This window comes from Ruthenibacterium lactatiformans, from assembly GCF_000949455.1.
Taxonomy (GTDB): Bacteria; Bacillota; Clostridia; order Oscillospirales; family Ruminococcaceae; genus Ruthenibacterium; species Ruthenibacterium lactatiformans.
Genome location: NZ_JXXK01000007.1, coordinates 93,194 through 116,068 on the forward strand (window position 1 = coordinate 93,194; position 22,875 = coordinate 116,068).

The 22,875-nt window shown below is 60.7% G+C and carries 22 protein-coding genes; 13 read left to right on the top strand and 9 right to left on the bottom strand.

The window, feature by feature from the left end; all coding sequences use genetic code 11:
• Positions 1-13 precede the first annotated feature (13 nt).
• Positions 14-961 carry an ABC transporter permease gene (locus TQ39_RS06995; RefSeq protein WP_009324880.1) on the bottom strand — a complete coding sequence of 316 codons (948 nt, stop codon included), beginning with the start codon at positions 959-961 and terminating at the stop codon, positions 14-16.
• Positions 962-1,081: 120 nt separating this feature from the next.
• Complete coding sequence (locus TQ39_RS07000; RefSeq protein WP_117460115.1) at positions 1,082-2,680, bottom strand: extracellular solute-binding protein; 1,599 nt, start codon at positions 2,678-2,680, stop codon at positions 1,082-1,084.
• 339 nt (positions 2,681-3,019) lie between these two features.
• On the opposite strand from TQ39_RS07000, the gene TQ39_RS07005 reads away from it, so the two are divergent.
• The 8 genes from TQ39_RS07005 (at position 3,020) to TQ39_RS21595 (ending at position 10,285) form a co-directional block, all read left to right on the top strand.
• Positions 3,020-4,072 carry a serine hydrolase domain-containing protein gene (locus TQ39_RS07005; RefSeq protein WP_050005017.1) on the top strand — a complete coding sequence of 351 codons (1,053 nt, stop codon included), beginning with the start codon at positions 3,020-3,022 and terminating at the stop codon, positions 4,070-4,072.
• Positions 4,063-4,527, top strand: coding sequence for a GNAT family N-acetyltransferase (locus TQ39_RS07010; RefSeq protein ID WP_050005018.1), 465 nt, complete (start codon positions 4,063-4,065; stop codon positions 4,525-4,527). Before TQ39_RS07005 ends, TQ39_RS07010 begins: the two co-directional genes overlap by 10 nt.
• 208 nt (positions 4,528-4,735) lie before the next feature.
• Positions 4,736-5,104, top strand: coding sequence for a desulfoferrodoxin family protein (locus TQ39_RS07015; RefSeq protein WP_009324888.1), 369 nt, complete (start codon positions 4,736-4,738; stop codon positions 5,102-5,104).
• Positions 5,105-5,398: 294 nt separating this feature from the next.
• The gene (locus TQ39_RS21590) at positions 5,399-6,520 is read left to right on the top strand and encodes a uridine kinase family protein (RefSeq protein ID WP_242853461.1); all 1,122 of its coding nucleotides are present in this window, start codon (positions 5,399-5,401) and stop codon (positions 6,518-6,520) included.
• A gap of 228 nt (positions 6,521-6,748) precedes the next feature.
• The gene (locus tag TQ39_RS07025; protein WP_050005019.1) at positions 6,749-7,288 is read left to right on the top strand and encodes an ECF transporter S component; all 540 of its coding nucleotides are present in this window, start codon (positions 6,749-6,751) and stop codon (positions 7,286-7,288) included.
• A gap of 680 nt (positions 7,289-7,968) precedes the next feature.
• Complete coding sequence (locus TQ39_RS07030) at positions 7,969-8,808, top strand: HAD hydrolase family protein (RefSeq protein WP_050005020.1); 840 nt, start codon at positions 7,969-7,971, stop codon at positions 8,806-8,808.
• Positions 8,805-9,860 (top strand): A/G-specific adenine glycosylase, encoded by a 1,056-nt coding sequence (gene mutY, locus TQ39_RS07035; RefSeq protein WP_050005021.1) that lies wholly within the window; start codon positions 8,805-8,807, stop codon positions 9,858-9,860. Before TQ39_RS07030 ends, mutY begins: the two co-directional genes overlap by 4 nt.
• A gap of 59 nt (positions 9,861-9,919) precedes the next feature.
• Complete coding sequence (locus tag TQ39_RS21595) at positions 9,920-10,285, top strand: hypothetical protein (protein ID WP_242853462.1); 366 nt, start codon at positions 9,920-9,922, stop codon at positions 10,283-10,285.
• Between the two features lie 239 nt (positions 10,286-10,524).
• Here TQ39_RS21595 and TQ39_RS07045 read toward each other — a convergent pair whose 3' ends face one another.
• From TQ39_RS07045 to hflX, 4 genes are all read right to left on the bottom strand, one after another.
• Positions 10,525-11,157 (bottom strand): GNAT family N-acetyltransferase, encoded by a 633-nt coding sequence (locus tag TQ39_RS07045; RefSeq protein WP_050005022.1) that lies wholly within the window; start codon positions 11,155-11,157, stop codon positions 10,525-10,527.
• 37 nt (positions 11,158-11,194) lie between these two features.
• Positions 11,195-11,692: a zinc-ribbon domain-containing protein gene (locus TQ39_RS07050; protein ID WP_009324902.1), complete on the bottom strand. Its 498-nt coding sequence runs from the start codon at positions 11,690-11,692 to the stop codon at positions 11,195-11,197.
• A complete protein-coding gene (locus tag TQ39_RS07055) occupies positions 11,689-12,147 on the bottom strand; it encodes an Lrp/AsnC family transcriptional regulator (RefSeq protein ID WP_009324904.1) in 459 nt (152 codons plus the stop codon). Before TQ39_RS07055 ends, TQ39_RS07050 begins: the two co-directional genes overlap by 4 nt.
• 339 nt (positions 12,148-12,486) lie before the next feature.
• Positions 12,487-13,728 (bottom strand): GTPase HflX, encoded by a 1,242-nt coding sequence (hflX, locus tag TQ39_RS07060; RefSeq protein WP_050005023.1) that lies wholly within the window; start codon positions 13,726-13,728, stop codon positions 12,487-12,489.
• A gap of 658 nt (positions 13,729-14,386) precedes the next feature.
• Between hflX and proB the strand changes: the two genes are divergently transcribed.
• The 5 genes from proB (at position 14,387) to TQ39_RS07085 (ending at position 20,237) form a co-directional block, all read left to right on the top strand.
• Positions 14,387-15,172 carry a glutamate 5-kinase gene (gene proB, locus TQ39_RS07065; protein ID WP_050005050.1) on the top strand — a complete coding sequence of 262 codons (786 nt, stop codon included), beginning with the start codon at positions 14,387-14,389 and terminating at the stop codon, positions 15,170-15,172.
• A gap of 45 nt (positions 15,173-15,217) precedes the next feature.
• Complete coding sequence (locus TQ39_RS07070; protein ID WP_050005024.1) at positions 15,218-16,453, top strand: glutamate-5-semialdehyde dehydrogenase; 1,236 nt, start codon at positions 15,218-15,220, stop codon at positions 16,451-16,453.
• Positions 16,454-16,484: 31 nt separating this feature from the next.
• Positions 16,485-17,348, top strand: a complete 864-nt coding sequence (locus TQ39_RS07075) for a hypothetical protein (protein ID WP_009324912.1) — start codon at positions 16,485-16,487, stop codon at positions 17,346-17,348.
• Between the two features lie 134 nt (positions 17,349-17,482).
• Positions 17,483-18,190, top strand: coding sequence for a response regulator transcription factor (locus TQ39_RS07080; protein ID WP_009324914.1), 708 nt, complete (start codon positions 17,483-17,485; stop codon positions 18,188-18,190).
• Complete coding sequence (locus tag TQ39_RS07085) at positions 18,162-20,237, top strand: histidine kinase dimerization/phospho-acceptor domain-containing protein (protein ID WP_156146206.1); 2,076 nt, start codon at positions 18,162-18,164, stop codon at positions 20,235-20,237. Before TQ39_RS07080 ends, TQ39_RS07085 begins: the two co-directional genes overlap by 29 nt.
• A gap of 108 nt (positions 20,238-20,345) precedes the next feature.
• On the opposite strand, the gene TQ39_RS07090 is transcribed toward TQ39_RS07085, so the two are convergent.
• From TQ39_RS07090 to TQ39_RS07100, 3 genes are all read right to left on the bottom strand, one after another.
• Positions 20,346-20,885 (bottom strand): biotin transporter BioY, encoded by a 540-nt coding sequence (locus TQ39_RS07090; RefSeq protein WP_009324918.1) that lies wholly within the window; start codon positions 20,883-20,885, stop codon positions 20,346-20,348.
• A gap of 100 nt (positions 20,886-20,985) precedes the next feature.
• Positions 20,986-21,954 (bottom strand): biotin--[acetyl-CoA-carboxylase] ligase, encoded by a 969-nt coding sequence (locus TQ39_RS07095; protein WP_050005026.1) that lies wholly within the window; start codon positions 21,952-21,954, stop codon positions 20,986-20,988.
• Between the two features lie 82 nt (positions 21,955-22,036).
• Positions 22,037-22,732, bottom strand: coding sequence for a DUF1361 domain-containing protein (locus TQ39_RS07100; protein ID WP_050005027.1), 696 nt, complete (start codon positions 22,730-22,732; stop codon positions 22,037-22,039).
• Positions 22,733-22,875 lie beyond the last annotated feature (143 nt).

Genomic DNA, 22,875 nt, shown 5'->3' on the forward strand with positions numbered 1-22,875 from the left:
ACTGCCGCCTCCTTTAATAAATACTTTCGCCGGTCAGCTTCCGGCTCACAGCGTTGGACGACGTGACGAGGATCAGGCCGACAATGCCGCTGAACAGGCCAATGGCCGTCGCATAGGAATAGTTCTGGCTGACAAGGCCGGTGCGGTACACCAGCGTGTCGATGATATCGCTTACGCCCGAATTGGACGGCGTGTACATCAGCAGCACCTTTTCAAAGCCAAGGCTGAGCATATGCCCCACGTTCATGATCAGCATGATCATGATGGTAGGCAGGATGGACGGGATCGTCACGTACCAGATCTGCTGCAGCCGGGACGCTCCGTCCATCTCCGCGGCCTCAAACAGGTCCGGGCTGATGGAGGTGATGGCCGCCAGGTAAATAATGGCCGTCCACCCCGTGAACTGCCAGGTCTCGGATAAAATATACACCGGGCGGAACCATTGCGGCTCGTTCATGAAGTAAATGGGGTCGACGCCGAACAGGCCCAGGAACTGGTTCAGAATCCCGGAGCTGGGCGAAAGGATCTCGTTCAGGATGGCGATGACCACCACCGTGGAGATAAAGCGCGGCATATAAGATACCGTCTGAACGAACTTTTTGAATTTTTTTGCCCGCACCTCGTTGAGCAGAATGGCAAAAAGAATGGGGATGGGAAAATTGATGAGGATGTTCCCTATGGAAAGCACCAGCGTGTTGCGCAAAGCGCGCCAGAACATTGGGTCACGCAGAAAACGGTCAAAATAGCGCAGCGTCCATTCCGTGCCGAACGGGCCCTTGCCCGGCCGGTAGCGCCGGAACGCAAGCACGTTGCCCACCATGGGGACATACTTAAATACAATATAATATGCGACGGGCAGTACCAGCATCGCATACAGCACCCAGTAACGTTTGAGATGTTTTCGGAACGCTTTGCGCTTCGCGGCTTTCGCGTCCGCCGTCAATACGGCTGTCTTGGGCATTCCGCAGGACCTCCTTGCAGTTGATTTGCACGCCATACAAAGGCAGTAAATGGAAAAACACGGGACGGGGCCATATCGGTTGTACGGCCCCGTCCCGCGGGCACTTATGTTTTTTTCGGTTTATTTGCGCAGGTTGTCGTTGTACATCTTGCAGAATTCTTCGATCTGCAGGTTTTTCATCTCTGCCACATAGGCGTCCCAATCGGTATCCAGGCTCTTTGAACCGGTGACGAATGCGTCGATCCATACCTCGATGCTGTCCGCCAGCGGCGTCTGCAGGCTGGCCGCATCTTCGGCCGTCAGGTCGTCAAACAGCGGCGTCGGGGGCAGCGGCTGGATCACATTGCCATCCTCCATGCCTGCGACGGTTTTGTTGATCTGGGCGTAGTTCTCGTCATACTTGCTCATTTCGCGTTCGTTGATCCACACAAACTGGAAAGGATCCGCGCCGCAGCCGTACTTCACCTGCATGGTTTTGTAAATGCCGTCGGGCGAACTTGTGAGGTCGTCGGAATAAACGATCTTGTCGCCGTCCATGGTGTAGGTCGTACCCTCCACGCCCAGGCACCAGATCGTGGAGCATTCCTCCGAGAAGAACATCTCATCCACGGCGCGTACTACCTGCTCGAAATCGTCGCGCTCGGCGGTGGAAGCCGGGAACATGATGCCCTTGCCGGTTTTGGATTTGGGCTGATGGTGTGCGCCGGCCGGGCCTTCCAGGGACGGATACATCTGGAGCTTGAAGCCGTCGATCTCGCTGGCGGTCTCAACGCCGCCGATCTGGTCGTAGTAAGCGTAAGTAGCCATTGCGGCGCCCGTTGCCATCTTGGTGGACCATACGTCGCCGTCGATGGGGGCAGCCATCTCGGGGTCGAGCAGGCCTTCCGCATACAGCTTATTCATGAAGCGCAGATATTCGCGGGCTTCCTCGCTGATGCAGCCCTCAAAATATTCGCCCTTTTCATAATCGTAGCTCAGCGCGCCCGTGCCGGAGGATGAGCTCTTTCCGAAGCTGATGCCGAAAGAAGGCATCGTCATGCGGTATGTAACATAAGGCGCGACAAGCGTGGTAAGCGGGTAGGAATCGGGATGGTCCGCCTTATAGGCTTTGAGGATCTCGTACAGATCATCGAAGGTCTTGGGCGCATCAAAGCCCTTTTCCTCCAGGTAATCCTGACGCATGATCAGGCCGCCGTCATAGAAGGGCTGGTCGAACAGCTGCGGCATAAAATAGCGCTTGCCGTCCTTCAGCGCCAGTTCCTCCACATCATCCTTCAGGCCCAGCTTTTCCACCATGGCATTAAAGTTGGGCGTCCATTCCGGATAATCGCTGATGGGGACGATGGCTCCGTTGAGCGCCAGCGAAGAATTCTCGCCCTTAGTATCCTGATAAAGTATCACGTCGGGACAATTTTCGCCGGTGTTCAGCGCCAGGGAGACCTTGGTATTGTAATCCGTGGAAGGGATAGCCTCCACCGTCAGGTCCACACCCGCGATTTTCGCAGTCTCCTGAACCGCCAGCCAGCTGTCCATATACGGCAGCGTGGGGTTATCTGCGTAATACATCGATATTTTGATGGGTTCGTCCGAAACGGCCGGGGCGCTGCCCGAGCCCCCCGCGGACGGGGACGTGGATGCAGAGCTGCCGCAGGCAGCTAGACCGGCGGCCATTGCCGCAGCCATGGTAAATGCCAGGATCTTCTTCAGCGACTTTTTCATGTTGTCCTCCTTTATTACTGCGCAATACATTCGGCAGGATTTGAAACGGTTCAGAAAATTAATTTTAATAATCTTAAAATTTTCAGAACAATTGTTTCATGCTCATATCATAATGCTTTTTCCTTTGCTTTGTCAATACAAAAACCGGAAAAAACTGCACAATATGAACAGAATTATTTTTTATGATTCAAAAAAACAGTTATATTGTCCATAGTTTTTTCTTTGATTTTGTTAAAAACGCCCCGCTGTGCCTTCTTGACATTTTCCGCTTCGTGCACTACCATCTAGGTGACTTCCCGCCGCCGCGCGGTTCGGAAACTATTTTTTCAGGAGGCTGCCATGAAAAATTTTGAGCAAGTGTGCCGTCTTGTCCGGCAGGGCCTGGATGACGGCGCTTATCCCTCCGCCTGCCTTTCCGTGGGTATCCGCGGGAGCGTCTGTGTCCGGCAGACCTTCGGCCCCGCCCGGGAGACTACGCTGTACGACATCGCCAGCCTGTCAAAGATCGTGGGCACCACGATGATCGCATTCCGCTTTCTGGAGGAAGGGCGGCTGCGCCTTTACGATACAGTGGAACAGTTTTTCCCCGCGCCCGAAGACAAAAAAGGCATTACTGTGCTCCAGTTGATGACACATACCAGCGGCCTGCCCGCCCATTTTTATCTCAGCGAGGAAGCGGACGGCCCCGGAGACGCCGTCCGGGCGATCCTTGCCCACCCGCTGGAGCATGCGCCGGGCGCTTTGCCCGTTTACAGCTGCATGGGATACATCCTTCTGGGGCGTATTTTGGAACAAATCGGCGGCCAGTCCATCGACCGGCTGGCACAGGAGTATGTATTCGAGCCTCTGGGCCTGACGCACACTACCTACCGCCCGGCGGGGGATGTCGCTCCCACGGAACGGGACCCGGCCACGGGCGAGCTGCTGCGCGGTGCCGTCCATGATGAAAACGCCCGGTTTCTGGGCGGTCTTTCGGGCAACGCGGGTATATTCAGCGATCTTTGCGACATGACGCGCTTTGTTCAGATGCTGGCGCTGGGCGGGAAACTGCCGGACGGCACACAGTTTCTTTCCCCTGCAACGCTGCGCGCCGCGCTGGTCAACCGCACACCGGGTGCCGGGCACGAATTCCGCGGCCTGGGCTTCAACCTGGCAGGCAGCCCCTCCAATTTTTTGGGCGATCTGATGAGCCCGCGCGCCTACGGACATACCGGCTTCACAGGCACCAGCATCGCCGTGGACCCCGATACCGGGCTTTTTGTGGTGCTGCTGACCAACCGCGTATGCCCCACCCGGGAAAACGGAAAGCTCATCCGCATGCGTTCGCTGATCCACAATGCCGCGGCCGCCGCGGCCGGACGCATGCAGCAGGAGGCGCCGCCATGGAATTGATCTGCCGCGCCGCCGCACAGGCCGATCTTCCCGCCTGCTGCAATGTATTTGCAGACAGCGAAATTTATGAACGTTACTTTTCCGCGCCCGGGGCATTGGCGCGCTCCCTCGAAAACGCATTGAACGCAGGCGAACTTTACGTTGCCTGCGGCAGTGCGGGAGAGGTGCTGGGCGTAATGCGGATCCGGGCCAAGGGCTTTTGCGGGCTGTATCCCTATCTCGCGCTCATCGGCGCCGCACCCCGGGCCCGCGGGCGCGGCGTGGGGCATTTTCTTCTCGCGGAGTTCGAAGCCATGGCCCGTGTGCAAGGAGCCGGACGCGTTGCGCTGATGGTGAGCGACTTCAACGAAAAGGCGCAGGCCCTGTACCGTTCCCTCGGCTATTGGGAATTGGGCCGTCTGCCCGACGCCGTCCGAAAAGGCGTCTCTGAACTGGTATTGATAAAGGATCTGTGATCTGCCGCCTCTCACGCGCCGTACTCTCCGTCCTTTTTCACAAGTACAACTGTGCATTCCTACAAAGTTGATGGATTACCTGAATTTTCCAAAAAAGCTCTTGCAAACTGCGTCCGGTTGTGTCATGCTGTAAGCAGCGGAGCGTTTGCGTTCCGGCTGCCGCGCCGCCCGGCGCGGCAAAATATTGCATCAGGATGGAGGATCGGATATGAAGTTTTATATCTGTAAACATTGTGGAAATATCATCGCTTATGTGCGCAGCAGCGGCGTGCCCGTTGTGTGCTGCGGCGAGCCGATGCAGGAGATCATCCCCGGCACTACGGACGGGGCATTGGAAAAGCACGTGCCTGTCATCGAGGTAGAGGGCAACAAGGTGACTGTGCGCGTCGGCGCTGTGGAACACCCCATGCTGCCCGAGCATTACATCGAATGGATCGCGCTGGAGACGGCTCAGGGCAACCAGCGCAAGCCTTTGGCGCCGGGCCAGAAGCCGGAAGCCGTGTTTATGCTGGCCGAGGGCGACAGCGTTGTGGCCGCGTACGAGTACTGCAACCTGCACAGCCTGTGGAAGGCCTGAAAAAGCTCCCCTTTGCGGCGCGCGGGTCCTTCCGCACACCGCGTCATCCAAAAAACGTGTCCCGTACCGGAAGGTATGGGGCGCGTTTTTTATTTCCATCGCTCTGTTTCAGCCCGCACGTCCTTGCCGGGCACCGCAGGCAGCGCGCCGCCCGCACTTGTGGAAACGGCTGAAACGGGCGGTAAAATCGTGTCCGGTCTATTCAATCTCCTGGTTTCGTGTGCTATACTGGAAAAGCAGCGGCGAGTGCATCTCTGCTGCACGGACTTATGCCGGTAAAGGAGCGTTCTCTGAATGAGACAGGAATTGGAACGGCTGCTGGACACGCACCGGGCGCAGCGCCCGGAGATGCAGCCGCAGGATTATTACAAACTGCTGTACCAGCGGGAATTCGGGTGCGGCCACACGGCCCCCGCGCCGGAAACCGCCGGACGGCACCTGATGGAGGAATATGCCCGGGCCGCCGGGCTCCCCGGCGCAGACGCCGTGCCGGAGCATGTAAAGGGCGCCGCTCTGCCGGGCTGTGTCGAGGATATCGGCAACGGGCTGTGCCGCATCTATTTGAACGGCGCGTGGAGCCGTGAGGTGCTGCGCCTTTTGGGGCGCGTATTCTGCGCCACGGCTCGTGAACACAAGGGGGAAACCGCCTGTTTCGCCGCCGTGCTGGACGGCCTGGCGCATTGGGCGGACGCCGTGCTGCCGCCACGGGACGCACAGACCCTGCGGCGGCAGACCGGGACTCTGCGCGCCGCAGGCTGCCCGGCCGTACACCACAGCGCAGCGTACCGGGAGCAATATGCGCCCCACTACCGCGTGGTGCGCCGGTGTTATGCAGACGCCTGGCCCGCTCTGCTGCTGGCCCAGCGCGTTTTGGAATCCGTTTTCCCCGGCGGCCATGCGCTGCTGGCCATCGACGGGCGCTGCGGCAGCGGAAAAAGCACGTTGGCCGCGCATATGGCGCAGGTGTTCGGGTGTCCGGTCTTTCACATGGACGACTTTTTTCTGCCGCCGGAACTGCGCACGCCGGAACGTCTGGCCCAGCCCGGCGAAAATGTGCACCATGAGCGTTTCCTGCGCGAGGCGCTGGAGCCGTTTGCAGCCGGACAACCCGTGCGTTTTTGCCCTTTCGACTGCTCCGCAGGCGTGCCCGGCTCCGCTGTGGAAATTCCCGCCGCGTCCTTTGCCGTTGTGGAGGGCAGCTATTCTCTGCATCCGTCCCTGCGCGGGCATTATACGGCCTCGGTGTTCGTCACCTGCGCGCAGGCGGTACAGCGCGCCCGGCTGACAGCCCGGGGCGGCGCGGATTCCTGGACCGTATTTGAAGCGCGCTGGATTCCGCTGGAGGAAACCTATTTTAAGGCCCACGCGGTGCAGGCGCTTGCAGATCTGACACTGGACACCACCCCGTTCGCCTGACTGGCCCCGCGCACAAAATACTTGCCAGCGTCCGCATCGTCTGCTATAATAACAGGGAACCGCCGCCATGAAGGCGCGCATCTCCCCGGCGTCCCGGCCGCCCGTGCGGCTTTGCATGCACACGCGTGCATCCATCATCATAAAAACCAGAAAGCCACGAAGGCACGCGCCCCGCATGAAGCAGGGCCTTGTTTTCGCGGCTTTTTTCTGTGAGGAAAGGGATTGTTTATGACAAAATCGAAGTTCAACACAAAACAACTGGTGCTGGCCGCGCTGTGCGTGGCGCTGGGCGTTGTTCTGCCCGTGGCGTTCCACAGCATCCCCAATGCCGGCAGCGTGCTGCTGCCCATGCATATCCCCGTGCTGCTGTGCGGGCTCGTCTGCGGGCCGGTCTACGGTTTGCTGTCCGGTATTCTCACTTCCCTGCTCTCCAGCATGATCACCGGCATGCCGCCGATGGCTTATCTGCCCAGCATGCTGTGCGAGCTGGCCGCCTACGGCCTTGCGGCGGGCGTGCTGCGCCGGTTCGTGCGCACGGGTAAGCGCCCGCTGGACCTGTACATCCAGCTCGTGAGCGCCATGCTCATCGGCCGCCTTGTATACGGCGTGATGAACGCGCTCATCTTCTCCGCCGGAAATTATTCCTTCGCGGTATTTGTTTCGGGCGCGTTCGTAACGGCGCTGCCGGGCATCGTCATCCAGCTCGTGCTGCTGCCTGCCGTCGTCCTTTTGCTGGAAAAGGCGCGGCTGGTGGAAAAACCGTACTAAGAGCGTGCGGCTTCTCCTGAACCGCTGCGGGCGGCACATTTTGTGCCGCCCGTTTTATTTTACAGCTGAACGCGCTGCTTCTCTTCCCTCTGTTTTCATGGTATAATAACCTCAAGCCCGCCGCTTGCGCGGCTGCGCGCACTTCGTGCGCCGATGCGCTTTTGCGCATGGGCTTGAGAACATTGAACCATGCAAAACCGCGGCAGGCGCGGTTTTGTTGAGACCGCTTCGCGGCGCCATGGTATAATAACCTCAAGCCCGCCGCTTGCGCGGCTGCGCGCACTTCGTGCGCCGATGCGCTTTTGCGCATGGGCTTGAGAGCATTGAACCATGCAAAACCGCAGCAGGTGCGGTTTTGTTGGGGCCGCTGCGCGGCATCATGGTATAATAACCTCACGACCGCCGCTTGCGCGGCCACGCACACTTCGTGCGCCGATGCGCTTTTGCGCATGGGCTTGAGAGCATTGAACCATGCAAAACCGCAGTGAATGCGGTTTTGTTGAGGCCGCTTCGCGGCATCATGGTATAATATGTCCGGTTGGCGAATGCAAGCCGCAGGCGAAGCATGAGCCTGGCGGCATAGATACCATGTTTCTTAGTGAACACGAGCGGTACCCGAAGTGCGAGCTCGGAAATATGGCAGAACAGGAAAAATTGCTGAAGAAAGGGGGGCGGGCGGCTTGTCCACCCTGTTTGTGACGGATCTGGACGGCACGCTGCTGGGCGCAGACGCGCGCATTTCACAGGAAAGCGCAGCATTGCTGCACCCTATGCTGGACGAAGGGCTTCAGCTTGCCGTGGCCACGGCCCGCAGCCCCGCCACGGTGGTGGAGCTGCTGCGGCCGCTGGGCCTTCGCACGCCCGCTGTGCTGATGACGGGTACGATGATTTACGACGTTGCGCACACGCGCTGCCTTGCCGCCACGCCGCTGGCGCGGGAAACGGCCGCCGCCGTGTGCGCGGTGCTGGAGCGCACGGGCCAGGAGGCGCTTGCTTACAGCGTCAAAGGCGGCCATTTGTATGTGTATTACAAAGAATTCGCCTGCGATTTTGAGCGGTCGTTCGTTTCCAGCCGCATCCATTCGCCGTATAAGACCTTTGTGCAGGTGGAACACTATCCCGAAGCGCTTGCGGGCGGCGACACGCTGATGTTCCTTCTTGCGCTGCCCGGCGCAGAGGAAGCCCGCGCGTTTTACGATATTTTTTCGGCCATTCCCGGGCTTATCTGCTACTATTATTCCGACGAATACGGCAGCGGCGGCTGCCTGCTGGAAATCTATCCTGAAGGCTGCACCAAGGCCAGCGCACTGGCCCGCGTGGTGGAGATGACGGGCGCGCGGCGCATCGTCAGCTTTGGGGACAACATCAATGACGTGCCGATGTTCCGCATCTCCGCGGAGAGCTGCGCCGTGGCCAACGCCGTGCCCGAAGCGCGCGCCGCCGCTACACGCGTCATCGGCGCCAACACGGAAAACGGCGTGGCCCGCTGGCTGGCCGAGCACTGGAGAGACTGGCAATGACACTTCCCGATATCGCGCCGCCGCTGCTGCGGTGGTATGAACAGAACAAACGCACTCTGCCGTTTCGCACGGTCTCCACGCCCTACCGCGTTTGGGTAAGCGAGATCATGCTGCAGCAAACGAGAGTCTCGGCCGCGCTGCCTTACTTTGAACGTTTCATGGCCGAGCTGCCCACAGTGGCCGACCTTGCCGCCTGCGACCCCGAGCGCCTGCACAAACTGTGGGAGGGCCTGGGCTATTACAGCCGTGTGCGGAATCTGCAAAAGGCCGCGCAGATCGTAATGGAGCAGCACGGGGGCGCGCTGCCCGCCGATTATGACGCGCTGCTGAAGCTGCCGGGCGTAGGCGCATATACGGCGGGCGCCATCGCCTCCATCAGCTTTGGTCTGCCCGTGCCCGCCGTGGACGGCAACGTACTGCGGGTGTTTGCCCGTATCCTGAACGATGGGCGCGATGTGACCAGGCCTGACGTAAAAAAAGGCCTGACAGCTTGCGTGATGGAGCTGCAGCCGCCGGAACGCCCCGGCGACTACAACCAGGCGCTGATGGAGCTGGGAGCATTGGTGTGCCTGCCGGGCGGCGCGCCCCTGTGCAGCGAATGTCCCTTGCGCGGGCTGTGTGCGGCCCGCGCCCTGGGCGTGCAGGAGACACTGCCCGTAAAGGCGCCGCCCGCTGCAAAAAGAACGCAGCATTGGACCGTGGCGCTGGTGCTGGATATGGAAAACCGGCGCGTCCTGCTGCAGCAGCGCCCGCAGAAGGGGCTTCTGGCGGGGCTGTGGCAGCCCGTGCTGCTGGAGGGCGCGCGCAGCGCCATACAAACAGAGCAGGCCCTGGCGGCGCTCGGCGTCACAGCCCGCGCCGTGGAGCCTTTGACGCCCGCCCGGCATGTGTTCAGCCATCTTGTGTGGGAGATGGACGGGTTTGCCTGCGCCGCGCAAAGCTGCGCGCCTCCGCCGGGCTGCGTCTGGGCCGGGCGCGCGGAAGTGGACGGAGTGTATACACTGCCGGGCGCGTTCAAGGCATACCGTCCGGTGTTGAAAAAATACTTGTAAACCGGCCGGAAAGCGGATATAATAAGCGTAAGTGAAAATCGGTGTGCAGGAGGGTGCGGATGGGACTTTTTCTGGCGTCAAAACTGACGAGGCTTGCACTTGGGGCGGCCCAAACCGCTCTGGCCGCGGGAGAGGCCTACCGCACCGGCAAAAAAATAGAAAAACGGGTGCGGGAAGCCCTGCGCCCCCAAAAGGAGGACGTTATCACCATGAAAAAATCGACTTTTGCAGCCATTTTGGTGTTCTTCGCTGCCATTGCCGGCGCGCTGACTGCCGCTTATATGTATCTGCGCCGCCGCGAGGCCGAGCTGGATGAATATGAGCAGCTCCTGTTCAGTGATGATTTCAGCCATGAGGAACCTGCGGCGGAAGAAACCGCCGCAGCGGACGAGGCGGATGACGCCGAGGATGACATCGCGTTTTAAGCGCGGACGCTCCGCAGCATCTGAAACAGAAAAACGCCGGAACGGTCTGCGGGCCGTTCCGGCGTTTCAATTTGTCAAAAAACTTTGCTTTTCCGCCCAACTGCTTTACGAACGGAGCCTCACGCGCCTGCGGGCGCAGTCGTCACCCCATTCTTCCGGAATACTCTTTCACTTATGCCTCGTTCAACGCAGCGAAACGCCTCCTCAGCCTGCACGCATCCGGCGGCATATGCTCTGTCCTATTCGACAAAGGAATGGGATAAAATATAAAATTTCTCCTGCGAGGGCTGCCATTTTTTCTCCAGCTTTTCCAAAGTATCGTCATACCTTTGGGCTTCTTCCTCTGAAAACGCCATCACAGGGCTATCGCGATAGACCCATTTGCGCCCATCCAGCGCGCCGGGAACAAGCTCCTTCACCAGCATGGCCGCGGGGTAACGTCCGTTATCCGCGCAGACGTTGAACTTTTTGCAGCTTTTAAAGCCTCGGGCCACATAGTTCGCCGGACTGCCGAAAATAACAATAACGTCATAGCCCAGCGCGGCCGCTTTTTCAAAAGACGTTTCCATAAGCCGCCTGCCATAGCCCATCCGCTGATATTCCGGCGCGATGCAGACAGGGCCGAACGTGAGGATCTCTTTTTCCTTCCCCGCCGCGTCGGAAAGCTTCGCCTTTGTGTACAGAATGCTGCCGATCACCCGGCCGTCCAGTTCCAGCACCAGGTCCGGCTCCGGAATAAAGTCCTCGTGGCCGCGCATGACCCGCGCCAGATAATGCTCGGTGCAGCCGGGCACATAAAGGTTGTAAAACGCTTTTCTTATGAGCTCTTCCACATGCCTGTGGTCGGTTTCTTTTTCATTTCGTACAATCATTCTTCAGAATGCTCCTTTTCTCCCGCGCGCAGCATGCTCAAACCACACCGCCCACAGATACCAGCCCCATGGACACCGCAAAGGTAACGGCCGCCAGCACCACGATGGATGCCCCGATACACACGCCCGTGAGGATCAGTCCCGCACGCGCCAGGCTCCGTCGGCTCTCGTTGCCCCGGGCCGCATAAGCCCATTTCAGCATCAAAACAAGGTTGAGCACCGGCACGCAGAGGGCCAGCAGGATACCCACACATTGCCCTGTTGTCAGGGGGATCATATCTTCCGGCGGGATGGGAGGGTCGGCAGGCGGCATTTTTTCACGCTTTGCGCGGCGGCGCTTCCGCCCGGGCCGGGCAGCATCCTCCGACGCCGGATTTTCCTGTTCCGGGCTTCCGCCTTCGTCCAAAGGCATGCTTTTCCGCGCAGACGCGGAACGCGCCTGCGCCGCGTCCGCCTGCAGCGCCGCGCGCGCCCCGCAATTTTCACAATACAGCGCGTCCTGCGCAATGGGTTCGCCGCATTTCTCGCAGATCATACCGGGTCCTTTCCGTGCTCATGCACATCCAAAGTAAAGCGCCGGTCCACCGGCGCGGATAAAATGATCTGGGTGCTCGTCTGCCCCAGCTTCTGAAAACGGTTGATAAGATGCTCCAGCTCATGGATGCCCGCGCAGCTCACCTTCACAATAAAGCTGTGGCTGCCCGTAACATGAAAGCATTGCGCCACGCCGGGCTGATTCTCCACCATCGTGATGAAATACTGCCTGTCGGCCGGAGCGACGGAAATACTGATCAGCGCGTCGATATGGCTTTTCGGCTCGGCGTCGCCCAGCACTACGGTGTAGCCTGCGATCACGCCCGTCTTTTCCATGCGGCGGATGCGCTCGCTCACAGCCGGGCTTGTCAGCGATACCTGGCGGGCGATATCCTTTACCGTCATGCGGCCATCGGCCGACAGCAGGCGCAGTATTTTGCGGTCCAGTTCATCCATGCGGGACAAGCCTCCAATGGTAAAATCTTAATGTTTTAAAGCTGTTTTTCAAAGAAAAGTTACAAAATAAATATTTTGAATCCACTTTCGCAGTTTTCTTAATTATATAATGAATTTTTTCGTTTGTAAATGTTTTTATTAAGCATTTTTTCGCTTTCTTCTTTTGACAAATAAAGCAAAAGGAGTATACTAAAGCTACTGAATTTGATTACACCAAACTTATTTATACTTTCCCACCCCTCTATGCAAAAAGCGCTGCCGCCAAGCAGCGCTTTTTGCTTTGTATATAAAAATTGCGGCCCGCGCCCCTTTCCGGCGGCGCGGGCCGTTTTATCCGCCTCAGACCAGATACGGTGTAAAACGGTGCAGATCCATCGTTTTGACAATGCCTTCCAGATACACGCCTTCGGGACGGTACTCCTCGGTTAGGACAGTGCCATTCTCCCGCATGGGCGTAGCCTCTCCCAGTTTATCATAGGGCAGCAGCACCGCGATGCGCCGCACGCGGCCCGCCAACGCGGCGTCCAGGCGTGCCAGCAGCGCGTCCAGCCCCTCGCCCGTCACCGCGCTGGTGCGCACGGCCGAAGTATCGAACAGCGCCGCGTTCTCCACACGGTCACATTTATTGTACACAACGATCTGCGGGATATCTCCACAGCCCAGCTCGCCCAGCACGTCGTCCGTCACGGCCAGCTGCGCGGCAGCCTCCGGGTCCGAAGCGTCGCATACTTTCAGAATCACGTCCGCAAAGGCGGCCTCCTCCAGCGTGCTTTTGAACGCCTGCACCAGATTGTGCGGCAGCCGGCTTACAAAGCCTACGGTGTCTACAGCCACACAGGCCAGCCCCGAGGGCAGCGTCAGACGGCGGGCTGTCGGGTCCAGCGTGGCAAACAGCATGTCAGCCTCCAGCACCTGCGCGCCGCAAAGGCGGTTCAGCAGGCTGGATTTCCCCACATTGGTATACCCTACCAGCGCCACCACGGGCACACCGCTCTTTTCGCGGCTCTTGCGCGTTTCGGCACGGCGGCGCTCCAGCTCTTCCAGGCGTTCGCGCAGCGCGTCGATGCGGCGGCGCACATGGCGGCGGTCGTATTCCAGCTTGCTTTCGCCCGCGCCGCGGCGGGCGCCTGCGCCGCCGCCCCCGCCGCCGCCCTGACGGGACAGGCTGGCGCCAAGGCCCGCCAGACGGGGCAGACGGTACTGCAGCGTGGCAAGCTCCGTTTGCAGTTTGCCTTCATTTGTCACGGCCCGGCTTGCGAATATCTCCAAAATCAGCATGGTGCGGTCTATGACCTGCACCTCCAGCAGCTCCTCCAGATTTCGGATCTGGCTGCCGGACAGCTCGGCGTCGAACACGGCGCACTCCGCGCCCAGGTTGATGCACAGCATACGGCCCTCGGCCAGGCGGCCTTCGCCCAAAAATGTGGCCGCCTCCGGCGTTTCACGCTTCTGCACCACCTCCGCCACGGCTTCCATGCCGTTTGCCTGTGCCAGGGCGGCCAGCTCTTCCATGCTGCGCTCAATGTCATATCCGCCGCAGTCCGCGGCAAACAATACTACTTTGATTGGTTCTTCCGTCATAATTCTCCTTCATGGGGCGTGCCGCCGTACAGCGGCGCATCCCGTCCCGCTCTTTGTCCGTTCATAAAACCGGCGGCGCCAATGCGCGCCGCTCCTGCCGTGTTCATGCTCATCCGGCGCATGGCGGACACCTCTTTCTACATTACTTTTATAATGCATAAGCTGCCTTGCTGCCGCTTACAGCTCATTATAATAAGTATTCCGCCCTCCGTCAAAGGATTTTTTGCTTTCCGGGTTTTTTTATGCTATAATAACCCCAAAACCGCCGCTGCCGCGGCTGGGCGCACTCTGTGCGCCTACGCGCTCCCGCGCGTGGTTTTGGGAACATTGCAGCATGCAAAACCGCAGCACGTGCGGTTTTGTTGGGGCCGCTTCGCGGCGTCATGCTATAATAACCCCAAAACCGCCGCTGCCGCGGCTGGGCGCACTCTGTGCGCTTACGCGCTCCCGCGCGTGGTTTTGGGAACATTGCAGCATGCAAAACCGCAGTACGTGCGGTTTTGTTGGGGCCGCTTCGCGGCGTCATGCTATAATAACCCCAAAACCGCCGCTGCCGCGGCTGGGCACACCCTGTGCGCTTACGCGGCAGCACGGCTGTGCGCGCGGGTAGATTCGGCCCGTGCTGGGGAAAGTATGAATGGGTTGGGGGCTTTTTTTGATGCGAGTTGTCGTAAAGGTGGGCACTTCCACGCTTGCCCACAAAACCGGATGTCTGAACATCCGCCTGGTGGAAACACTGTGCAAAACATTGGCGGACCTGCAGAATGCCGGGCACCAGATCGTGCTGGTTTCCTCGGGCGCCATCGGCATGGGCGTGGGCAAGCTGCAGCTCGGGGCGCGCCCCTCGGACATGGCCACCAAGCAGGCCGCCGCGGCCGTGGGCCAATGCGAGCTGATGTACACCTACGACAAGCTGTTTACCGAATACAACCACACCGTGGCGCAGGTGCTGCTCACGGCGGCGGACATCGAGGACAAAATGCGCCGCCACAACGTGGAAACGACCCTCCAGCGCCTGCTGCAGCTGGGCGCCATTCCTGTCATCAACGAAAACGACACGGTTTCCACAGCTGAGATCGCAGAGGTCTCCACCCTGGGCGACAACGATACGCTGGCCTCCATTGTGGCCGTCAGCGTTGAAGCGGACCTGTTGGTGCTGCTCAGCGACATCGAGGGCCTGTACACCGCCGACCCGCACAAAGACCCGGACGCGGTGCTCATCCGTGAGGTCGCCGCCATCACGCCGGACATTGAGGCGCTGGCGGGGGGCGCGGGCTCCGGCCAGGGCACGGGCGGCATGGTGACGAAGCTGCGCGCCGCGCGCCGTGTGACACAGCAGGGCATCCCCATGGTCATTGCCAACGGCGCGGACCCGCTTTGCCTGTACGACATCGTTGAGGGAAAGCCGGTGGGCACACGCTTTCTGGGGAATGCCCAGGCCTGAAGCGCCGCGCCCATTGAACGTCCCGTTTTAAAGGAGGAAACCGACATGACCACCGCCGATCTGCTTTGCGCCGCCCGCGCCGTAAAACCGGCCGCGGCCGCACTTTCCACCGCTGAGAAAAACCGTCTGCTGGAGGCCATGGCCCAGGCTTTGCTGGACCACGCCGATAATATCCTCGCGGCCAACGCCGCGGATGTGGAGGCCGCGCGCGGCGTGATCGCCCCTGTCATGATCGACCGTCTCTCTCTCTCGCCCGCGCGCGTGGAAAGCATGGCCGAGGGCATGCGCGCCGTCGCCGCACTGCCGGACCCGGTGGGCGAGCTCCTCAGCGAGACAGCCCGGTCCAACGGGCTCGTCATCCGCAAGGTTCGCGTGCCCATGGGCGTGATTGCCATTATCTACGAGAGCCGCCCCAATGTGACGGCGGACGCCGCCGCGCTCTGCCTGAAGAGCGGCAACGTATGCGTCCTGCGCGGCGGCAAGGAGTCCATCCGCTCCAATACAGCCGTTGTCGCCGCGCTGCGCGCGGGGCTGGAGCACTGCGGAGCGCCCGGCACGCTGGTGAATCTGGTGGAGGATACCTCCCGCGCCAGTGCCGCCCACCTGATGGAGGCCCGCGGCTTTGTGGACCTGCTGATCCCCCGGGGCGGCAAGGGCCTCATCCGCGCCTGCGTGGACAGCGCCAAGGTGCCCTGCATCGAAACAGGCACGGGTATCTGCCATATTTATGTGGATGCCGCGGCCGACCTGCAAAAAGCCCTGGACATCGTATACAACGCGAAAACGAGCCGTCCGTCCGTGTGCAACGCCGCCGAGGTTTGCCTGGTTCACCGGGACGTTGCAGAAGCGTTCCTGCCCGCGTTGGCCGCGCGTCTGGCCGGTAAACAGGTGGAGCTTCGGCTCTGCCCCCGCGCCGCGGCCGTCATTCCCGGCACGCCCGCCGGGCCGGAGGATTTCGACACCGAATTTCTGGATTACATTCTGGCCGTAAAGGTCGTGGACAGCGTGCAGGACGCGGCGGCGCACATCGCGGCCCACTCCACGGGCCACAGCGAGGCCATCGTCACCGAAGACGCCGCCGCGGCGGACGCATTCTGCGCAGCCGTGGATTCGGCCGCCGTATATGTGAACGCCTCCACGCGCTTTACGGACGGCGGCGAATTTGGGCTGGGCTGTGAAATGGGCATTTCCACGCAGAAGCTGGGCGCGCGCGGGCCGATGGGCCTGGCCGAGCTGACCAGCTACAAATATATCATCCGGGGCAACGGACAAGTGCGCTGAACGCCCCGCTTTCAACAAGGAGAGTACCGATATGGCAACTTCAAACGAAGCCGAAAAGGCGCGCCACGCGCTGCGCCGCCGCCGCAGGCTGCGGCAGGTGCTGGGCGCGGTGGTGTGTGTCCTGGTCGTCATTGGGCTGGCAAGCGTCATTTCCGGCGGCGTGCGCCTGACAGCCAGCCTGTTCGACGACACCGAGGAAAAAGAGGAATTCGAGCTGCGGCTGCAAACGCTTGTCTCGCTGGACCCGGAGCCTTTTGATTCACTGGAAAGCGCAAACCGCGCGCGCCTGCTGGACGCGGCCATCTGGTCCGTTATCCAGCAAAACAGCGACAGTCTGGACACCTACGAGCGCGACGAGGTGGGCGCGATGTACCTGCCCACACTGGATATCGACCGCGCCGTGGCCTCGCTGTACGGGCCGGATTTTCATTTCAATTACGAGACCTTCACCGACAACGGGCTGACGTTCCAGTATGTGCCGGAAAAGAACGCCTACCTGCTGCCCATCACCAGCGTGAACGGCAACTATTCGCCGCGCGTGATGCAGATCCGGCGCGAAGGCAGCACCAAGCGCGTGACCGTCGGCTATCTGGACCTGTACGGCAGCGGCGAGATCGTGTTCGACCCCACCAAGCTGGAACCGGCGAAATATATGGATTATATCTTTACGAGAAGCGGCGACGCGTATTACCTGACAGCCATTACCGAAAGCGAGATGAAAGCAGAGAGCCAGACGGGTTCCGTCTCTTCCGGTGGAGCGCAGGCGCCTGTTGCCCCGCAGGACCAGGTGATGGACAATGTGGCCTCGGCTCTGCCCGAGAGCGTGGCACCCGCACAGAGCGGTTCCGCCTCGGAAAGCGCAACCACGGACCCGGCTTCCGCGCCGGCAGAATAACTGCGAAAACACCGCCTATCCTGCGATGGGCGGTGTTTTTGTGACAAGGCGTATTTTTAAGGAAATCGTAAGGGTTTTCCCCTGCCGGAATTTATAATCGGGCGGTATCATACAAGCAACGGGAGGATGCGGATATGGAACAGACAAAAATTCTTGTCGTGGACGACGACCGTGAGATCGTAGGAGCCATTGCGGCGCTGCTGGAGCTGGAGGGCTACACCGTGCTGCGCGCCTACGACGGACTGGAGGCATTGGACGCGCTGCACACCCACGATGTGCAGCTGATGATTTTGGACGTGATGATGCCGCGCATGGACGGCCTTTCCGCCACCATGCAGATCCGCAAGGAAAAGAACGTGCCCATCCTGCTGCTGAGCGCCAAGACCGAGGACGCCGATAAGATCGCGGGGCTGGCCATCGGCGCGGACGATTACATCACCAAGCCCTACAATCCCATGGAGCTGGTGGCCCGCGTGAAAGCAATGCTGCGCCGCTATCTGGCGCTGGGCACGCTGGCGGGCGCGCCCGCCCGGGAAAATGTGGTGACGCTGGGCGGCCTTTCGCTGGACCTGGACGAAAAGCAGCTGACCGTGGACGGCGCGCCCGTGCGTCTGACGGCCACGGAATACCGCATCGTAGCGCTGCTGATGCAGAACCCCGGCCGCGTTTACAACGCGGAGGAGATCTACGAACGGGTGTGGAACGAGCCTGGCTTCAGCGTGGAAAACACCGTGATGGTACACATTCGCCGCATCCGCGAAAAAATCGAGATCAACCCGAAAAATCCCAAATATCTGAAGGTGGTGTGGGGACTTGGATACAAGATGGAAAAGGCGCAATAAAGCGTCGTTTGGGCAGATGGCGGCGTTTGCGCTGGTATTGGCGACGAACCCTGTGCTGGCATTTGTGATATGCCCGAATTTTTCCGGCGCAATGGGGATACTGCTTTTGCTGCTGAGCTGTGCGGTGTGCATTGGCTGCACGGTGTTCCTGTTCGTGCGCACCGGGCGCGTACAGGGCTCGGATGACATTTTTTTAGGAGAATCCGGCGCGCTGCCCACCGAGGTGCTGGCTGCGGTGATCCTGTTCACGCCTCTGCTGGGAATGGCGCTCGGGCTGTCTCTGGGCGCTGTGGATGTAGTCATCGCGGGCATCGGCACCGCGGGCGGCGGCGTGATGCTGCTGTGCCTTTTGGCGCTGGCGCGCAAATGGAAGGCCGGGCGTCTCATCGCCGACAGCCTGCTGGCCCGCGTCTGGCCAACGCTTTGCCGGGCGGCGCGCTTTGCCGGGCGCGCGCTGCGGAGCATCCTCACGGGCGAGAACCATCTCAACGTCCATTATCCCGCCGGGCGTGCGTGGGTCTATCGCATTTTGTGGGTGTGCGGAGTCATGGCCGGGCTTGTGGTGCTTTCCTATCTCATTCTCAGCAATCAGCTTCTGGGCGTAGGCAATGCGCGTTGGTTCGGCTCAGGGCGCTATACCGCCTTCGCCATATTCGCCATTTTTGTGGTGACGACAGGCGCCGGATATCTTGTATGGCGCTCTTATCGGGACGCACAGAGCTTCGACGCACTTCTGCGCCAGCTTGATATTGCCGCAAAGGGCGACCCCGCGCCTGTCTGCGTTCCCGAGGACAGCAGCCTGTACGCTGCTTCCAAGGCCGTATCGGACATCGGCGCCCATCTGCAGGAAAGCGTGGCTGCCCAGATGAAAAGCGAACGCATGAAGCTGGACCTCATCACAAATGTCTCCCACGACCTGAAAACGCCCCTCACAAGCATCATCGGCTATCTGGACCTTCTGGAAAAGCAGGACGACCTGCCCGCCGGGACACGGGACTATGTGCTCATCCTGCGGCAGAAGTCCGAACGGCTGGCCACCACTGTGGCGGACCTGTTCACGCTGGCCAAGGCCACCAGCGGCAGCGAGGCGCTGGCCATCGAACCGCTGGACCTTGTAATGGCCGTGCGCCAGACATTGGGTGATATGAACGACTCCATCCGGCATACAGGCGTTCCGGTAAAGGCGACAATGCCGGAGAGCGCCATCGTGCAGGCGGACAGCGGCAAGCTGTACCGCGTGCTGCAAAACATCCTGGACAATGCGCTGCGCTATTCGCTGGTGGGCACGCGCATTTATCTGGTGGTCTCCCGGGGCGACATCGCCACCCGCCTGACGCTGACGAATACCGCGTCTTACGAAATGAACTTCGCCCCGGACGACATTCTCCAGCGCTTTGTGCGGGGAGACGCCAGCCGCACCACCGAGGGCAGCGGCCTGGGGCTTTCCATCGCGCAGACCTTCATGCAGAATTTCGGCGGCGGGCTGGAGGTCGGCGTACAGGGCGACACGTTCACCGTGACGCTCACCTTTCCGGGCAGCGCGGCCGCGGGAAACGGCGCCGCGCCTGCCGCCAGGATGGAGGTGTTCGGAGCAGCGGAGACCTGCGGCGAAAACGACGGCGGAGATACGGAGCTTGCGGCGGAGCCGGATGCACCGACCTGTACGCCCGCAGACGTATCCGGCGCGGATGCAGACAAGGCCCGCGGGGCGTGCGCCACAGCGCCGGAAACACCGGAACCGTGCGGCGTCTCCACCGGCGTCCCGGACGCCGCGCCTGTGCCGGAAGCACCCGCAGGCACGCCCGGCACAGTGGAAAGCGCACACGCCTCCGGCAGGCCGGACGGTACGGACGGCTGTTCCCCGTACGGCGAAGCTGCGGCCTTTTCCGATAAAGCAGCCGCAGCCGCTGGTTCTCCTTCCGAAACAGCTGCACGGACGGAACCAAAAGAGCCGGTGCCTGCGGAAAGCGTGCCGCCTTCTAAAACAGAGAAAAACAGCGGTTCCCCCACCTCGGTTTCCCCTGACGGGCGGCGTAAAAAGCGTTGAGCCGCCGACTACGAAGCACAAGACGCAAAAGCGGAGCCGCATATCCTGACAGGATATGCGGCTCCGCTTGGTCTATCCGGTTTCGGAATTTTGCTTCCCGCAGGGCCCTTACGCTACGCCCGCTTTTGCCAGACGGCCCGCCAGCAGGCGGCCCAGAACACACGCAAGCACGCCCTTGCACACGTCCGGCACAATGAACGGCAGCACGCACCAGCCCAGCGCCGAAACAAGATCCGCCCCGGTGACGGCCATGAACCACGCAGTGCCGAACCCGTAACAGACGAGCAGCCCCGCCAGCATTGCGGCCCCGATCACAGGCAGCTTGCCCGAACGTTTGACGGCCAGCGCTGTGGCCAGAGCAATGAAAATATATCCGATCACATAACCGCCCGTCTTGCCCAAAAGCACGGCAGGGCCGCCCATAAAACCCGCGAACACGGGGATTCCCACCGCGCCCAGAAGCATGTATACCCCCATGGAGGCCGCGGCCCATGCAGGCTCAAGCAGCATGCCCGCCAAAAACGCGCCGAACACCGCAAGGTTGAACGGCACCGGGCCGATGGGAAGCTGGATCTGCGCCAGCACAGCGGTAAGCGCCGCAAACAGCGCGGTCAAAACAAGGTCCTTTGTCGCAATTTTCCGTTTCATGTCATTCCCTCTTTTTCCGCAATGCCGCGCGGCGGGCACAAGGCATGTACCGGCCGCGGAACGGCAGTTTCATTTTTCACCGTGCCGCTGCGGCCCGGCTTTATTGAAACCGGATGCTGACTTCCCCGAACGAAAGCTCCTCCTGCCCGCCGCCGGGCAGACGCACCAGCAGATGCCCGTCGTCGGTGATGGCAAGGGCATGGGCCGGCCGGCGTTCACCGTTTTGAATGACGTCCACGTCCCGGCCGGGCACCAGGTTGCGCGCGCGGTATTCCGCCATGAAAGACGTATCCGGCAGCGCGGTGCAAAGGGCCAGAAGCTCATCCGCAATGGCCGCAGCAATGCGGCAGCGCCCCACGTGCTCACCGGGGGTGAAAATGGACGCAGCGATCTCTGCCAGTTCCTCCGGCCAGCCGCCCTCCGGCGGAAGCAGATTCAGCCCGATGCCCACCACCAGATAGTCTACGCCGCCGGTTTCCACGTCCGCCGCCGCCTCCGTCAGGATGCCGCAGCACTTTTTGCCCCGGTAAAACAGGTCGTTCACCCACTTGATGTCCAGCCGCTTGCCCGCCGCGCGCTCCACGGCGCGGCACACCGCCACCGCCGCGGCGCTGGTGACAAGCACCGCGCTCTGCATGGGCAGCGCACTGCGCAGCACCATCGAAATGTAGAGCCCCGTGCCCGGCGGCGACGCAAAGCTGCGCCCCCTCCGCCCGCGGCCCGCGGTCTGGGAATCCGCCACCACCAGCGTGCCGTGCGGCGCGCCCGCGGCAGCCATCTGCTTTGCCGTGAGATTGGTGGATTCCAGCTCCTGTGCCACCACGAGGTTGAGCGATTTGTTCCGTAAAAACAGCCGCACGCCCTGCTCGGACAGCACCTCGCTGTCCGTATCCAGCGTATAGCCTCTGTTCTGCGCGGCGGCGATGGCATGCCCGGCCTTTTGCAGATCCTTGATGGCCTTCCATACCGCCGTACGGGAAACGCCCAGCTCTTCCGCCAGCACCTCGCCGGAGAGCGGCGTGCCGCGGTTCTCCTCCAGCAGCGCCAAAATTCGTTCTTTGGTTGTCATTGTCCGGTACACTTCTTTCTGCAGAAAAGGTGTCTGGATTTATTATAAACGAAAAAAACGCATTGTCAACTCATTTTTAATTCTAAGTTGACAATGCATCTGATTCCTTATTCTCCTGCTTCTCCCCGTCCACAGGCCGCAGCGCACCGTATGCAAGCCACAGCAAAAAAACCGCTCCTGCAAACAGCAGGGTCACTTGCAGCTGAAACGTGTCCATTGAAGCCCAAACGCGCCGCAGCAGCGCCAGCGGATGCAATATATCCCAGCTGTTCAGCCGCAAAAAACGCCCGATGTACATTCCGAAGCCGCACAGCAACAGCACCGTCCCGCCGCCGGCCCATACTGCGGGCCGCGGCCAATGGACGCAGCAATATACACGGAATACGCGCATGGCCTCCAGGCCCAGCAGCACCGCCAGCACGGCACCCGTGCCCAGCAGAAGCGTCAGCAGCCAGTCGGACACGTTTTCGCTGTGGCGCACCGTCCAATCCGCCGCGTTTACCCATTCCATATTTTGCGGTGTATGGATCAGATCCGTGAGCATGTAAAATGTGTTAGGCAAAAACAGCAGCCACAGCACAGCGAGCGCCGCACGTCCCGCCCAAAGGCGGCACCGCCCGGCAGCGCAGGCAAAACACAGCGGCAGCAGCGCCAACAGCATATTCCATGCCAGTCCCAGCGCCAAAAGACCGCCTGTTCGCCAAACGTGGGCCGCACAGGCGGCCCAGTACAGTCCCACGGCGGCGCCCCATCGAAGTACGCATCTTTTCCGCGCCATGCGTGTCCCTCCCCGTTCCTGCTTTTGCAGCTTTGTACCGCAAAGCCATAAAACGTCTATGCGGACCGCCCGGCCCACACACCCTAAAGGCTGTTTCTATTTTATCATACGCCTGTGCACCGGACAAGCAGAACGTTTTTCAA

Bases quoted from the DNA above. Each gene is read 5' to 3' on its own strand.
- TQ39_RS07075 (WP_009324912.1), top strand. From the start codon at position 16,485: ATGGCAACTTCAAACGAAGCCGAAAAGGCGCGCCACGCGCTGCGCCGC.
- TQ39_RS07000 (WP_117460115.1), bottom strand. From the start codon at position 2,680: ATGAAAAAGTCGCTGAAGAAGATCCTGGCATTTACCATGGCTGCGGCA.
- TQ39_RS07070 (WP_050005024.1), top strand. From the start codon at position 15,218: ATGACCACCGCCGATCTGCTTTGCGCCGCCCGCGCCGTAAAACCGGCC.
- TQ39_RS07100 (WP_050005027.1), bottom strand. From the start codon at position 22,732: ATGGCGCGGAAAAGATGCGTACTTCGATGGGGCGCCGCCGTGGGACTG.
- TQ39_RS21595 (WP_242853462.1), top strand. From the start codon at position 9,920: ATGGGACTTTTTCTGGCGTCAAAACTGACGAGGCTTGCACTTGGGGCG.
- TQ39_RS07005 (WP_050005017.1), top strand. From the start codon at position 3,020: ATGAAAAATTTTGAGCAAGTGTGCCGTCTTGTCCGGCAGGGCCTGGAT.
- TQ39_RS21590 (WP_242853461.1), top strand. From the start codon at position 5,399: ATGAGACAGGAATTGGAACGGCTGCTGGACACGCACCGGGCGCAGCGC.
- TQ39_RS07050 (WP_009324902.1), bottom strand. From the start codon at position 11,692: ATGATCTGCGAGAAATGCGGCGAACCCATTGCGCAGGACGCGCTGTAT.
- TQ39_RS07045 (WP_050005022.1), bottom strand. From the start codon at position 11,157: ATGATTGTACGAAATGAAAAAGAAACCGACCACAGGCATGTGGAAGAG.
- hflX (WP_050005023.1), bottom strand. From the start codon at position 13,728: ATGACGGAAGAACCAATCAAAGTAGTATTGTTTGCCGCGGACTGCGGC.
- TQ39_RS07055 (WP_009324904.1), bottom strand. From the start codon at position 12,147: ATGGATGAACTGGACCGCAAAATACTGCGCCTGCTGTCGGCCGATGGC.
- TQ39_RS06995 (WP_009324880.1), bottom strand. From the start codon at position 961: ATGCCCAAGACAGCCGTATTGACGGCGGACGCGAAAGCCGCGAAGCGC.
- proB (WP_050005050.1), top strand. From the start codon at position 14,387: ATGCGAGTTGTCGTAAAGGTGGGCACTTCCACGCTTGCCCACAAAACC.
- TQ39_RS07090 (WP_009324918.1), bottom strand. From the start codon at position 20,885: ATGAAACGGAAAATTGCGACAAAGGACCTTGTTTTGACCGCGCTGTTT.
- TQ39_RS07095 (WP_050005026.1), bottom strand. From the start codon at position 21,954: ATGACAACCAAAGAACGAATTTTGGCGCTGCTGGAGGAGAACCGCGGC.
- TQ39_RS07080 (WP_009324914.1), top strand. From the start codon at position 17,483: ATGGAACAGACAAAAATTCTTGTCGTGGACGACGACCGTGAGATCGTA.
- mutY (WP_050005021.1), top strand. From the start codon at position 8,805: ATGACACTTCCCGATATCGCGCCGCCGCTGCTGCGGTGGTATGAACAG.
- TQ39_RS07010 (WP_050005018.1), top strand. From the start codon at position 4,063: ATGGAATTGATCTGCCGCGCCGCCGCACAGGCCGATCTTCCCGCCTGC.
- TQ39_RS07015 (WP_009324888.1), top strand. From the start codon at position 4,736: ATGAAGTTTTATATCTGTAAACATTGTGGAAATATCATCGCTTATGTG.
- TQ39_RS07025 (WP_050005019.1), top strand. From the start codon at position 6,749: ATGACAAAATCGAAGTTCAACACAAAACAACTGGTGCTGGCCGCGCTG.